The organism is Ensifer sp. ENS08 (assembly GCF_014852195.1).
GTDB lineage: Bacteria > Pseudomonadota > Alphaproteobacteria > Rhizobiales > Rhizobiaceae > Ensifer > Ensifer adhaerens.
Genome location: NZ_JACVBF010000019.1, coordinates 114,637 through 127,341 on the forward strand (window position 1 = coordinate 114,637; position 12,705 = coordinate 127,341).

11 protein-coding genes and 3 pseudogenes are annotated in these 12,705 nt (G+C 60.1%); 8 read left to right on the top strand and 6 right to left on the bottom strand.

The annotated features are described in order from the left end of the window. Positions 1-301: 301 nt before the first annotated feature. Positions 302-1,477, bottom strand: coding sequence for an MFS transporter (locus IB272_RS29440; protein WP_060608829.1), 1,176 nt, complete (start codon positions 1,475-1,477; stop codon positions 302-304). 46 nt (positions 1,478-1,523) lie between these two features. Here IB272_RS29440 and IB272_RS29445 point away from each other — a divergent pair, with 46 nt between their 5' ends. From IB272_RS29445 to IB272_RS29455, 4 genes and pseudogenes are all read left to right on the top strand, one after another. Next, the gene (locus IB272_RS29445; protein WP_246810464.1) at positions 1,524-2,141 is read left to right on the top strand and encodes a helix-turn-helix domain-containing protein; all 618 of its coding nucleotides are present in this window, start codon (positions 1,524-1,526) and stop codon (positions 2,139-2,141) included. 90 nt (positions 2,142-2,231) lie between these two features. After that, positions 2,232-2,327 (top strand): annotated as a pseudogene (locus IB272_RS35660) (transcriptional regulator); the annotation flags it as partial. 372 nt (positions 2,328-2,699) lie between these two features. Further along, positions 2,700-2,842 (top strand): annotated as a pseudogene (locus tag IB272_RS29450) (transposase); the annotation flags it as partial. A 54-nt stretch (positions 2,843-2,896) separates the two neighbouring features. Next, positions 2,897-3,230, top strand: a pseudogene (locus IB272_RS29455) (exodeoxyribonuclease III); the annotation flags it as partial. Positions 3,231-3,232: 2 nt separating this feature from the next. On the opposite strand, the gene IB272_RS29460 reads toward IB272_RS29455, so the two are convergent. After that, positions 3,233-4,114 (bottom strand): hypothetical protein, encoded by an 882-nt coding sequence (locus IB272_RS29460; RefSeq protein ID WP_192445593.1) that lies wholly within the window; start codon positions 4,112-4,114, stop codon positions 3,233-3,235. A gap of 423 nt (positions 4,115-4,537) precedes the next feature. Here IB272_RS29460 and IB272_RS29465 point away from each other — a divergent pair, with 423 nt between their 5' ends. From IB272_RS29465 to ligD (IB272_RS29475), 3 genes are read left to right on the top strand one after another with little or no spacing between them, the layout of a single operon-like run. Then, positions 4,538-5,443, top strand: a complete 906-nt coding sequence (locus IB272_RS29465) for a Ku protein (protein WP_113080611.1) — start codon at positions 4,538-4,540, stop codon at positions 5,441-5,443. 11 nt (positions 5,444-5,454) lie between these two features. Continuing rightward, positions 5,455-6,267, top strand: coding sequence for a Ku protein (locus IB272_RS29470; RefSeq protein WP_060528810.1), 813 nt, complete (start codon positions 5,455-5,457; stop codon positions 6,265-6,267). A gap of 55 nt (positions 6,268-6,322) precedes the next feature. Continuing rightward, positions 6,323-7,381, top strand: coding sequence for a non-homologous end-joining DNA ligase (gene ligD, locus IB272_RS29475; protein WP_192445594.1), 1,059 nt, complete (start codon positions 6,323-6,325; stop codon positions 7,379-7,381). 6 nt (positions 7,382-7,387) lie between these two features. Here the strand turns inward: ligD (IB272_RS29475) and IB272_RS29480 are convergent, their stop codons facing one another. The 4 genes from IB272_RS29480 to IB272_RS29495 form a co-directional block, all read right to left on the bottom strand. Then, on the bottom strand, positions 7,388-7,807 hold the full coding sequence (locus IB272_RS29480; protein ID WP_192445595.1) for a DUF4112 domain-containing protein: 420 nt from the start codon (positions 7,805-7,807) through the stop codon (positions 7,388-7,390). Next, on the bottom strand, positions 7,804-10,440 hold the full coding sequence (ligD, locus tag IB272_RS29485) for a DNA ligase D (RefSeq protein ID WP_192445596.1): 2,637 nt from the start codon (positions 10,438-10,440) through the stop codon (positions 7,804-7,806). The genes IB272_RS29480 and ligD (IB272_RS29485) overlap by 4 nt, the downstream gene beginning before the upstream one ends. A 348-nt stretch (positions 10,441-10,788) precedes the next feature. Continuing rightward, positions 10,789-11,199 carry a hypothetical protein gene (locus tag IB272_RS29490; RefSeq protein WP_192445597.1) on the bottom strand — a complete coding sequence of 137 codons (411 nt, stop codon included), beginning with the start codon at positions 11,197-11,199 and terminating at the stop codon, positions 10,789-10,791. 358 nt (positions 11,200-11,557) lie between these two features. Then, the gene (locus IB272_RS29495) at positions 11,558-11,875 is read right to left on the bottom strand and encodes a hypothetical protein (RefSeq protein ID WP_034799802.1); all 318 of its coding nucleotides are present in this window, start codon (positions 11,873-11,875) and stop codon (positions 11,558-11,560) included. A 272-nt stretch (positions 11,876-12,147) separates the two neighbouring features. On the opposite strand from IB272_RS29495, the gene IB272_RS35125 reads away from it, so the two are divergent. Then, positions 12,148-12,618 (top strand): DUF6438 domain-containing protein, encoded by a 471-nt coding sequence (locus IB272_RS35125; protein ID WP_234798858.1) that lies wholly within the window; start codon positions 12,148-12,150, stop codon positions 12,616-12,618. Positions 12,619-12,705 lie beyond the last annotated feature (87 nt).

Here is a 12,705-nt window from a genome sequence, read left to right on the forward strand (position 1 = left end):
CGTATTTCAAGACCTTCCACGAGCAGCTCAATAGACGAGCGCTTACAGAGTTGTGCTCTGCATGGGCAGCGTCGGCCGCCAACGCCAGTCGTCGAGGTCGATAGAGCTTCGCCCCGAAAACAGCCAGTCAACCATTGCATAATCAACCAAGGCAGCCCCGGGCCCGGAGCTCGGCGAAAGCAACGCCTTACCTTTCTCACGATCAGATCATGGGATGCCTGATGGTTTCACCCAGACATATCATCTCGCCACGCATCACTCACACACGCCTCTATCGCGCGCATGCCTGTGGCGCGCCTGTTCACGGTGTCGCCAGACCGAGCTCTATCTCAGAACCTTTTCGTATCTGCCAATTCGCCACCTGCGCTATGACAAAGGCCACACCGACGAAGAGACCGCCTATTAGGCCGAGTTGATGGCGTTCAAGCACCGTGATGCCAGCCGCCCCAATGAGACCGGCAGCCGATACGCCGACATAAAGGGCAGCCGAATTCAGACCCAGCAAGAGCGACGCCGATGCGGGCGACAAACTGATCAACCGGTGCTGTTGGGGAACCAACAAGCCCCAACCGCAAATGCCCCAGACAACCAGAGCCAGGGCAGAACTCCAAAGGTGCGCACTGCTCCACGGCATCAATGCGAAGTTCGCCACGGCGATCGCAAGCGAGCCGTTGACAATCATCCGATTGCCGAACCGATCGGTAAAGTATCCGGCTGCCAGGTTGCCAGCGGTGGCTGCGATACCCCAAAGGAGCAGAAGTGCGGCCAAGACCTCGGGCCTTCCACCTGTCGCGCGATCGAAGGTCACTCCGAGATACGTGTAAACCGCAAAGAATCCTGAATACGCCACTAGTGTGGTCAAAAGGGTGAGCGCCACGCGAATGTCTTTGAGTGGACCAAGGCGCGCGCGCAACGATACTGCCGGCAAGGGGGGGACAGCCGGCAACAGCACGTAGACGCCAACAGTAGCGACGGCCCCAACGACAGTGACAAACCACATGGTGGCGCGCCAATCACCCAGCCCGCCAATAAATGTTCCAAGCGGAGATCCCAGGGCGGTCGCACCGGACAACCCGGCCACCACGATTGCTAGTGCACGCGCGCGTTTCTCCGCCGGCACAAGTGAGGCGGCTGTCGCCGTCGCCGTTGGGCTGAACATCGCTGCGCCGAGCCCCGCCACGAAACGGCTCGCCAACACCCATTCGATGGTCGGTGCAATGGCTGTGACGAGATTACCGATGACGAACACCGCCAAGCCGGCGAGGAGAAGTCGCTTTCGCGGCCAGTGAGCCGCCGCCGCGGCGATGACCGGCGAAAGCACGGCGAAACTCAACGCATAGACGGTGACCATTTGCCCAGCGACTGCGATTGAGACGCCGAGGGATTGCGTCACCTCAGGAAGAATTCCGGCGATTACGAAACTGTCTGTACCAATGGCGAACATGCCGACGGCAAGCACGAGCAAACGACGATCCATTGTGGTGGTCCTTAATCCGCGGCATCAGCCGCTGCGCAAAAGTTTCATGTTAAAACTTACCAGAAAAGTTGCACGACGCAACTGTTCTCGCTATATTGCTGGAATGCAACGCAAAGCCTTCAGTGAAATGAACTGCTCGATTGCCCGCGCCCTCGATGAAGTAGGCGAGTGGTGGAGCCTATTGATTATCCGGGAGTGCTTCTTCGGAACCACGCGTTTCGATCAATTTCAGGAACGCCTGGGCATCGCCCGGAATATACTGACGACGCGCTTGAGGCGGCTCATCGCGAACGGTGTCGTCGAAAGAGTTTCACTTGAAGAACATGGGCGACGGGAGGGGTATCGCCTCACCGCCAAGGGCGAGGAGCTTTTTCCGGTGCTGGTTTCGTTGCAACAGTGGGGCGACAAATGGGCCGTTGGAGAAAAGGGGCCGCCGATCCGAATAGTTGAACACGAGACAGATAGTTTGCTTGGACCTGTGGGCCCGATCTCGTCAACCGGGCGCATAATTAGTTTTCGTGACGTCCGCCTCGAGATGGGTCCAGGCGGAGGGCCGTCTACCGCAAAACGAATAGCGGACCGAAATCTCGCTATTCTCGGAGTGGCCGATGGAGCGTCCACCGCCGACAAATCGGTGGAACTTGACTCAAAAAGCACCTCGTGAGCGGGCAACCCCTCCCCGTGATTTTGGTGGCCAATGTTTTGATGTGCCAATAATAACATGGCGTGCGTTAGTGGCGCGTGCTTTAACGAAGACCGCCAGCGGGAAATCAATCTGGATCAGATTCGAAAGCTCAGCAAGGAATGGAACATTCCGGCTGGTTCACTGATCGGCGACGTCGCTGCTTAAGGAATCCCACAGCTTCCGCAGTTGAAACGGCCCCGCGCCCTGTCCTCCAGGCGGGTGACCTCCTTGATGCGATCGATCGCGCCCGCATCTTCGAACCTGAGCATGTTTGGGAACAAAGCCGGCGCGAGCGCCAAACAGCGATCGCAAGAATGATCGTCAAGAGCACGAACATCGTCTGATATGAGAGATCGATCAGGCTCACGGAGCGCGGATCGAGCACCAGCGCGATGATGTCAGCATCACTGAACCCGCCGTCGGTGGCGCCCGGCATCCGGGCGAACGAAGACGCGCGGTGGATGCACGAGAGGTGACCTTGCCCCGTTGAAATAATCCATTTTGAAGTAAGCTCTGGCCCATTGAGAGGACCAGGGAATGAAGCGCAATCGTTTCACAGACGAACAGAACATCGGGATTCTGAAGGAGCACGAGGCGGGCACGCCGGTCGCGGAGCTTTGCCGCAGGCACGGCGTCAGCGATGCCAGCATCTATAAGTGGAAAGCCAAGTCGGCGGCATGTAGCTGTCCGAAGCCAAGCGGCTGAAGAGGCTGGAGGTCCGTGGCAAACCGACCATGCCGACGGTATTGGACGTCTACGCACCGTCACGCTGGCCCGACGACGCGCTGTTCCGGCCGGAAGTCCGGAAAGCCTCATGCCGATCTCCTCGCCCAAGGCTGGACCGACGCCATCCGCCATATTCATCCGAAGGAACGCATCTACACCTTCTGGAAATACTGGCGCAGCGCCTGTGAGCGCGATGCGGGCCTGCGTATCGACCATCTTCTCCTCAGCCCGGCGCTTGCGCCCTGGCTCAGCAAGGCGAGTGTCCCACGTAGCCCTCGTGGCTTGGAGCACACCACCGGCCATGGGTCGGTCATCATCGAGATCGAACCACCATCGGATTGAAGTCAGGCCTGAGCCTTTTGACTGGCCCTGCGTTCGCGCGCCTTGGCGGTCAGCCGCGCCTCGCTCAGTTCCTCAAGAGTCGGCAGCCACCAGCCGCGCCGGCGCTCACGCTCTTCCGGCGCCCTTTTCGAGGGCCAGGTCTGCACCAGCTCCTCCAGCGAAGGCGTCCGCCATAGGCCCCAAACGTGATCCCCAGCGATGTGTGGATAAAGGTCGGCAACCTCATGGCAATCGACCAGCTCGCCGGTTATGTCTCCAACTACGACGATCCCGTAGAGCGGCGTCGCAAGCGGCCGACCTATCGGGGGCAAATCATCGACGGCAAGTGGGATGCGCCGGCGCTTGCGCTCGACCGCCCGGCGGCGGGACAGTCTTTCCTCGTAGGTTCCCTTGCGCGCCTCGGCGCGCTTGCGTTTTTCTTCAGGCTCATTTCGGTGCGCTTCCGCCTCGATAGCCCCCCAGCGATCGACAAGATCATCATAGGAAGCGAATGGCACCCGCCACACCTTATGCTCGCCATCCCAACGGGCAAATGGAACCTGGCGGATTTCGTCGACCAGTTTGCGTGAAAAAGGCGTCCGGATGCGAAACCCGTCCTTGTCGACGTTGAGGTAGGGGCTGAGGATCGGCTCGAACGCATAAGCATCCCTGCCCTTTCCCTCTGCGTATGGATCGACGCGGAATTCTTCCCTGGCCAGCCAGCGATCGATGCGCCGGCGCGCGGTCGTGCCGGGGACGATCCAGGCCTTTCGCCGGTCGCTCCAGCGGGCGCGTGGAAAAGCCTCGCGAAACCGCTGCACGGTCATACGGTCGAACGGAAATGCGACCGACACGCACTCGCCAGCCCCTTTGTCCTCATGATCAATCTCGACATCGTCAGCCATCGCATCACCCGTCGCTACGACAGAGGGCGGCCCGCGCGCCAATGCTTCCTATGCCAATCTCCGAGACCGCCTTGCCGGGCTTTGCCTCAGTCTTCGCCTTTGTGCGCTGATCGGCGAACGGGGACCCGGTTCACATCGATACTTTCCTTGAACTGGCGTTTCGCGCGGCGCCGAATATAGCGCCTATCGGTTCTGCTATCGACGAATTCACGTTTCGTCATGACATCTCCCTTCCAGTTGTGGCTTCGGAAGAACGCACGCCGCCCCGAAAAGATGCAGCGAATCAGCGGCATGGTGGAGACTGGTTAAAAAGGGCGCCCACGCATGCCTAAGTTATTGATTTTCGATTCCTTTCGAGTCGGAACAAATTCGCTCGTGATTCGCTTGACTCGCTTTGGTTGCGTCGAGTCGGGAGTTTAAAAGATGGCCGGTCATCGTGCCCAGTGGAAGGGCTTCATCAAATTCGGCGAGGTCAGTTGCGCAGTCGGCCTCTACACGGCCGCCAGCACCTCGGCACGCATCGCGTTTCACACCATCAACCGCCGCACCGGCAATCGCGTTAACCGTGTCTTCGTCGATAGCGACACCGGCAAGGAGGTCGAGCGGGAGGATCAGACAAAGGGCTTCGAGATCGAAAACGGCCACTACATCATGATCGATCCGGAGGAGGTGGCCGCTACCGTTCCGGACAGCGACAAGACCCTGCAGATCGAAGCCTTCATTCCCTGCTCCGACGTTGACGACGTCTATTTCGACAAACCCTACTATCTCGTGCCGACCGACCGGGTTTCGTCAGACGCCTTTACCGCGCTGCGCGATGCAATGGAGAAGTCGAAAGTCGCTGCGATCGCGCGCACGGTCCTGTTTCGTCGCATACGCACACTCTTGATCCGCACCCACGGCAAAGGCCTGATCGCCACCACGATGCAGTATGACTACGAAGTCCGCTCATCACAGAAGGCGTTTGAGGAGGTGCCGAAGCTGCGGATCAAAGGTGAGATGCTGGATCTCGCCAAGCACATCATCGCTACAAAGAAAGGAACCTTCGACCCGGCCGCGTTCGACGATCGTTACGAGACGGCGGTCGCTGAGCTGGTGAAGGCGAAAATTGAAGGCAAGGCCTTGCCGAAGCGAAAGGAGGTCAAGGTCTCCAAACCGGACGACCTACTGGCCGCCCTACGCGAAAGCGCGAAGATGCTGAAGGCCGGCGGCGATCAACTGACGCGACCCGCCGCCAATGCCAACAAGGGCGCCGGGCGCAAGCCGGCGTCGCGCGCCGCGGCCTCGAAATCGCGCGGCTCGACGTCCGGACAGCGTAAAGCCGGCTGAGGAGCACGATCATGGCGCCGCGCCCATACTGGAAAGGCTATCTGAAGCTCTCGCTCGTCACCTGCCCGGTCTCGATGTCGCCAGCAACGTCGGAGAGCGAAAAAGTCAGGTTTCACACGCTCAACAAAGAGACCGGAAATCGCGTCGTCTCCCAATTTGTCGACGCGGTCACGCGCAAACCGCTGAAGGATGAGGACGAGATAAAGGGCTATCCCCGCGGCGAGAACGACTTTGTGCTCCTCACGGACGACGAACTGGATGCCGTCGCGCTCGACACCGTCAAAACCATTGACATCGACAAGTTCGTCCCGAGCAACAGCATCGAGTGGATCTATCTCGAAAAGCCGCACTATCTTGTGCCCGACGATCCCGTCGGCCATGAGGCCTTCGCGGTCATTCGCGACGCCATGGCGTCCGACAAGGTGCTCGGCATTTCGAAACTCGTCATCGGCCGGCGCGAGCGGGCAGTCGTGCTCGAACCGCGCGGCGAAGGTATCGTGCTCTGGACACTACGCTTCGGCGACGAGGTCCGGCCAGAAGAGTCCTATTTCGAGGATATCGACGATGCATCGGACCCTGATCTTATTCCCCTTGTCGAGAAATTCATCAAGCAGCACACCAAGACCTGGTCCCCGGACATGGTTTCCGACCCCGTGCAGGACGCTCTCCTCGACATTATCGCGAAAAAGAAGAAGGGGCTGAGGCCCTTGAAGAAGGGCAAGGCCAAGGAAGAGACCGGCGCGGCTGGCAGCAACGTCATCGACATCATGGACGCTCTTCGCCAGAGTTTGGCGGCGAGCGGAAAAGGAAAGCGCTCATCCTGAAAACTTCACGGAAGGCACTTATGTTCGTATTCTCTCTTGCGCATGATGGATCGCCATGAAAGCGAAGCGCCGATCGGCCATACCCTTGCTCGATGACTCCGGTACTGCGCTCCAGTCGCGGCCGGTCCGCCGACGCAATCGCGACCAGCCCACTCTGCCCTTCGATCCGATGCCCGGCCGCATCGAGCCGTGCCTGGCGCTTCTGCGGCCGACGCCGCCGGAAGGACCGGAATGGCTCTACGAAATCAAATGGGACGGGTATCGCCTCGCCATCCACATCGAACCGAAGGGTGTTAGGATCATCACGCGCGGCGGCCACGACTGGACCGATCGCTTTCCACGGATCGCGGAAGCCGCGAAGAGGCTCGACGTCGGGACCGCCATCCTCGATGGCGAGGCCGTGGTCCTCAACAAGGAGGGCCATGCGGACTTCGGGGCGCTGCAACGCTCGCTCGGGGGCCGCGGCGGCAAGCGCGCCTCGACGGAGGCGGCCTTTGTCGCATTCGATCTTCTCTATTTTGATGGCCACGATCTGACGAAGACGGAGCTTTCGGTTCGCCGGCATCTGCTTACGGATTTCCTCGACGGCGCAAGCGGCGCGGTGCAACTGTCGGAAGAAGCGCACGGTGATGGCGTCGAGTTGCTGGCAAATGCATGTTCGATGGGGCTGGAAGGCATTGTTGCCAAGCACCGCGAGCGGCCATACAGGTCGGGACGAACAGGCGACTGGATCAAGGTCAAATGCGTTCAAAGTGAGAGCTTCATGATCGTCGGCTATGAGCAGTCCGCTGCAGCGCGTAGCGGGATCGGCAGCCTTCTGCTTGCCGCCCGGCGGGGCGATAGCTGGGTGTCGGTGGGTTCTGTCGGGACCGGGTTCAAGGCGAAGGATGCCGAATACCTGCGCAAGACATTGGACAAGCTGAAGACGAAGAAACCGGTCGTGCCGGTCAAGGGCAAGAATTACGTGTTCGCGCTGCCGACGCTGATCGCCGAGATCGAGTTCCGCGGCTGGACGGTCGAGGGAAATCTGCGCCACGCCTCCTATAAGGGCTTGCGCGAAATCCAGGACAATGCCGCGGTGTTCGATATCGCCACGCTTGGAAACCGCAGCTGACCGGCGTTACCGATCGAGGTCAGCGTGGTCGAGGCCCAAGTGGTCCAGCACGAGTTGCAGATTGCGGCGGTTGGACTTGAAATAGATATCGAAGACATCGCCGAGCACCGGCACGCTTCCCGCGACCGTGTCGAAGCCGACATTGACAAGCATCTTCACCAGCTTGTCATTCGGCACGCCGAGACGGCGCGCCTCGTTTACGATGACGAGGCTGATAGCCGCCGCTGCCCAATCGCCCACGCCTGGGATAAGGCCAAGAACCGAGTCCGCGCCCAGCGATACGCGCGTGCCGGGAATGCGGAGCGCCGTGTCCATCAATCGTACCAGGCCGCGCATGCGCCGAAGGCGGGTCAGGTGCTCGATGGGGACAGTGTGATTTTTCATGCGTCCTATGTGGTCTTGGCGCCCCTGCCGTTCAAAGCTCATGCCGCAGCCTTGTGCTTGCCGAGCCGCTTGATGGCCTGTTCGAGCTCGCGCTGTCCGTCGCAATAGTCCTCCCACGCAATCGTCTTCGTTAGCAGCGCCGGTACGGTCCGCACGGTGAACCGCTTCGGATCGAGATCGGATTTGACCTGCGTCCAGGTTAGCGGCATCGACACGGTGGCGCCCGGACGCGCCCGTGGCGACAGCGGGGCCACCGCCGTCGCCATGCGGTCGTTGCGCAGATAGTCGAGGAAGATGCGGCCTTCCCGCAGGCTTTTCGTCATCTTGATGAGATAAAGGTCTGGATTATCGCGGGCCATCTCCTGGCAGACGTCACGGGCGAAGCCCTTCGCCTGCGCCCATGGAAGTGGCGTACGCGCGTTCACGGCCAGCGGCGTCACCACATGCAGTCCCTTGCCGCCAGTCGTCTTGCAGAAGCTGACAAGTCCGAGATCATCAAGCCGGTCCCGCATTTCACGGGCGGCCGCAACCACAGCCGCGAACGGCACATCCGGACCGGGGTCGAGGTCGAAAACCAGCCGGCCCGGCACCTCCGGTTTTCCTGGTTCGCAGTTCCATGGATGTAGTTCGATGCCGCCGATCTGGGCGACGGCGACGAGGCCTTCTACACGGTCGACTTGCAAATACGGCTTCTTGTCGCCGAACACCTTGACCAGCTCCAGCAGGTTTGACGTACCCGGCATGGCGTGGCGTTGGAAAAACTGTTCGCCGCCAATGCCGTCAGGCGCGCGGATGATCGAACACGGCCGGCCCCTGACATGTTCGATCAGCCAAGAGCCGACCGCTTCGTGATACCGGGCCAGCTCTTCTTTGGTGACGGCCTTGCCGTCGTCGGCGTCCGGCCATAACGGTTTGCCCGGATTGGAGATGAGCACGCCCATGACCTCGGCTTTCGCGCCCTTGCGGCGCGGGACCTTGTTCACCATCGGCGCGGGCTTGGGCGTTTTGGCCTTCGCGGGGGATGCCGGCTTTTCCGCCTCCACCTCATCGGCCGGCTTGTCCTCCCGCAGGCCCTTGAAGGCGGCCTGGCGGACTTGCCCGTCTGCGGTCCAGCCAGCGAATTCGATCTCGGCGACCAACTCGGGTCTCACCCAGACGACTTCCTTTTCGTTCTTCGGCGCGCCGATCCCCGTGAACGGCGACTTCGTCGTTTCCACAGCCTTCAACTTTGGCAGCAGTGTTTCGACCTTCTTGGCGCTGTAGCCTGTGCCGACGCGGCCGACATAAACGAAATGCTCACCGCGATTGACGCCGGCAAGTAGCGACCGGAACTTGCCATTCGTCTTGGCGTATCCGCCGATAACCACTTCATGCCCGGCGCGGCATTTCGATTTCGCCCAGGTGTCGGTACGGCCGGACTGGTAGGGCGCATCGGCATGCTTCGAGACAATGCCCTCGAGGGAAAGCTTGCACGCAGAACGCAGGACCGCATCGCCGCCCGTCTCGAAATGCTCGACGAAGCGAAGACGAGGATTGTCGGTCGCATCTGCTAGCAGCTCCTGCAAACGCGCCTTTCGATCGGTAAGCGGCCTCGGCCGCAAATCCTCGCCGCCGTCGAACAGGAGGTCGAACGCGAAATAGACCAGGTTGCCGGTGGTGCCTTCCGACAAGGCGGCCTGAAGCGCCGCGAAATCCGGAGCGCCATTGTCGTCGAGCGCGCAGATCTCGCCATCGATAATGCAGTCGGGCAGTTGGGAGGAAGCTCTCGCTATCTCCGGATATTTGGCCGTCCAGTCCAGCCCTTTGCGGGTCTTCAGCATGACCTCACCGTCAGCGACCCGCATTTGGATGCGGTATCCATCGAACTTGATCTCATGCAGCCACTTCTTCCCGGCCGGCGGGCGCTCCACGGTTTCGCAGAGTTGCGGAGCAATGAAGTCGGGCAAGTCAACCCCGGTCGACGCCGCCACATCCGTCCGACCCCTCTCTTTGCGTTTACCGGCTGCGCGCCCTCGCTTGCTATCCCAGACTGCGTCGGCCTCGACCTCACCGCTCGCCATCATGAACGGCTTGGGCTTGCGCCCCTTGCCGCTTGCGATCTGCTCCATGGTTCGTCCGGAAGCCACCGAGGTCATGTTCTCATCTAGGATGGCAGCGCCGTTCTCTTCAACGGAATGATCGTCATGATGCTTGATCAGCAGCCAATTGGTGCGCTTACCGCCGTCGCGGTCGTTGCGCATCCGCACGAGCACGAAGCTGCCATTTAGGCGCTTACCCTGCAGCACGAATTTCAAATCGCCCTTCTTCAGGGCTTCCTCCGGCGACTTGTTTCCTTCCGGCTCCCAATAGCCCCGGTCCCACAGCATGACCGTGCCACCGCCATACTGGCCTTTCGGGATGGTGCCCTCGAAATCCCCATAGCCGAGCGGATGATCCTCCACCTCGACCGCCAGCCGCTTGTCATGCGGATCAAGTGACGGCCCCTTCGTCACAGCCCAGGACTTGAACACGCCGTCGAGTTCGAGGCGAAGATCGTAATGAAGGCGCGTCGCGTCGTGTTTCTGGATGATGAAGCGAAGCCGATTGGCCGGCTTGACAGCGGCCGCGCCGCTCGGTTCCTTTGTCTGCTCGAAGTCCCGTTTCTTCTTGTAGGTTGAGAGCTTGTCAGCCGCCATGATCGACCTCAATCCATCCCATCAGGAAATTCCTTGCACTGGAGTCGAAAACCCCCGCGCCGGATTGTTGTTCCCACACTCCAAGGACAGGTCCCGCCTGTCCGATTGCAGGTGTTTCGTGTGAAGAATATCCTCTGTCGGCGGCGCGGTGGTTAGGCACAGCCGATGCCATGCCAAGCAACCTACCGAGCTGCCTTGTCCGTCAATGTGCTCGCAGGCCGTCAAGGTGCTTGATGGGATCTGCCCAGTCACTCGGCGCCTTGAGGGACATCGCCGCTCCCTTTTGGGATCGGCCTGGTGGTCGCTACCGCAGGCGCTCCGTTGGCGGCGGCGCCGACGATTTGCTTTCTAGCGGTAAATGTCGAGCGTGCGATTACGGTGGTTCGGATGGGTGCTGTAGACGAAGATGCGGTTGAGGTCGCGGTCCGTCAGCATGCGCAGGAACCGCGCTTCGATAATGTTGTTAGCATGCACCCGCTTTGTCAGGCAGCCGACCATCTGGATGCGGGCGCTCGGGATGTCCAGGTAGAAATTCTGTGGCAGCGTGTACTGCGTGAGGATGCTGATCAGGGCGCCGCTTTTCGAAAGCTTGATGATCTCGCAGCGACGAGAGCTCAGTCGCGTCATGCCCTTCTCAGTGTATTCGATGCGCGCATCGTTCCGCGTGTCCTCCATTGGGAAGTTGGTTTCCCGATCGTACATGAAGGACTCTTGCTTGTTCAGGAAGTGCTGATACATCACCGGCGCCGCGCCTCTCATCAAAATGCCTTTCCGTATCCCCTTTTGAAACAGACTAGCGGCAGAGATTTAACAGAGGGTTTGGGAGACGATCCACTGAGCCGTCAACCCGTCGGCTTCCAAACGTCGCGCGGTAACCTTGCTCACCGCTGTCGACCGCTGAATTGGCAAGAAAGCTGTTCGCCTTCGCCAAGCCAGCCTACATTCGTTTCGCATGCGACGGCGAGACTCTTGGGGATCTGCGAGCCCCGATTATCCCCGCGGACCCGGGCCGAGTTCCATCGATATTCCCCGGAATGGAGCTGATTGGCGCGTCCTCGGTCGCCGCTTCCCGACGGGGGGCGATCCTGGCTTGAAAAACCGGCCTTGAAGCGAGAGGTCAGAAGTTGCCGGGATCGCGAAACGGAAGCGCGACCGATATTATTCGACGAAAAGTCGCCGTATCGCGTGATCTCCAAAGGGCCCATGAAAGCCCCGCAAAGGCAATGGTTACAGCCGCGCCTACCAGTCGATACGTCCTTCGCCTCGGACGAATTGCCACTATGCCCATGTTCTCAACACGCGTCTGCAAGCGACGCACCTGCTTTCTAAGTCGATTGATTTCCTTAGCAGTGTTTCTCTGCTGTGCCGGAATGCCCACGAAATCTTTAGTGGGATCGACGATCGCCTTCGGAATAGGCAGCCCGATATCGGCCATGTTTGATCCTCCTGCATATTTGTAGGTAAACAGTACCTTGGGAGTTTTGTTCCAACCGACCGGCCCCTCGCTCAGGGCAGACGCGTGACCCGCCCGGATACAGGTCAAGATTGTCAGCCACAAAAGGGCGTTGACTGGGACTGCGTATTGGTTGAGGTTGACTTCTTAACACGCAAAAGATGCTGACCCGTGACACACGTGTTGAGCGGACCTGACGACCGGCCCAGGGTCCTGAAAGGGTGCACGATATGATTCTGGTTGCGAAGATTATAATGGCTGCGGCAGCGCTGCTGGTGGAGCAAAGCCAGACGCCGAGCATCATTGTCGAACGCAAACCATGTCTCGGCGAGTGCCCAGTTTACCGTTTCCAGGTGAGCGCCAGCGGGGGTATGTTCGAGGGCCGGCGCTTTACAAGCGTTCATGGCGAACAGCCTTTCTCGATCACGCCAAAGGAATGGTCCACCTTTCAGTCGGCACTCGCACCGCATCGGCCACAAGGAACGGAGACCATTACCGTGGGGCATGCGCGGTGCAGACAGTTTGCCACGGATCATGCTTCAGTCTCGGTGACGTGGATCGAGGTCGGACGTTCTGACCAGCTTGTCTTCAATTTCGGCTGCAGGGATCCGCGGAACGATGCTTTGGCGCGGACGCTTGCGGATGCGCCCGATTTGCTTCAGGTGGGGAAACTGATCGAGGATCGCCGTCTTGAGGATGGAGCCTGGGATCGTCCAGCAAAGTGAGGCTCTGAGGGCGACTTCCGACCAGGGCCTTAGAGTTAATCGCTGGGACGCTTGTGGGTTGAAAAGCAAGAGCCGTCGCCTTCCGCC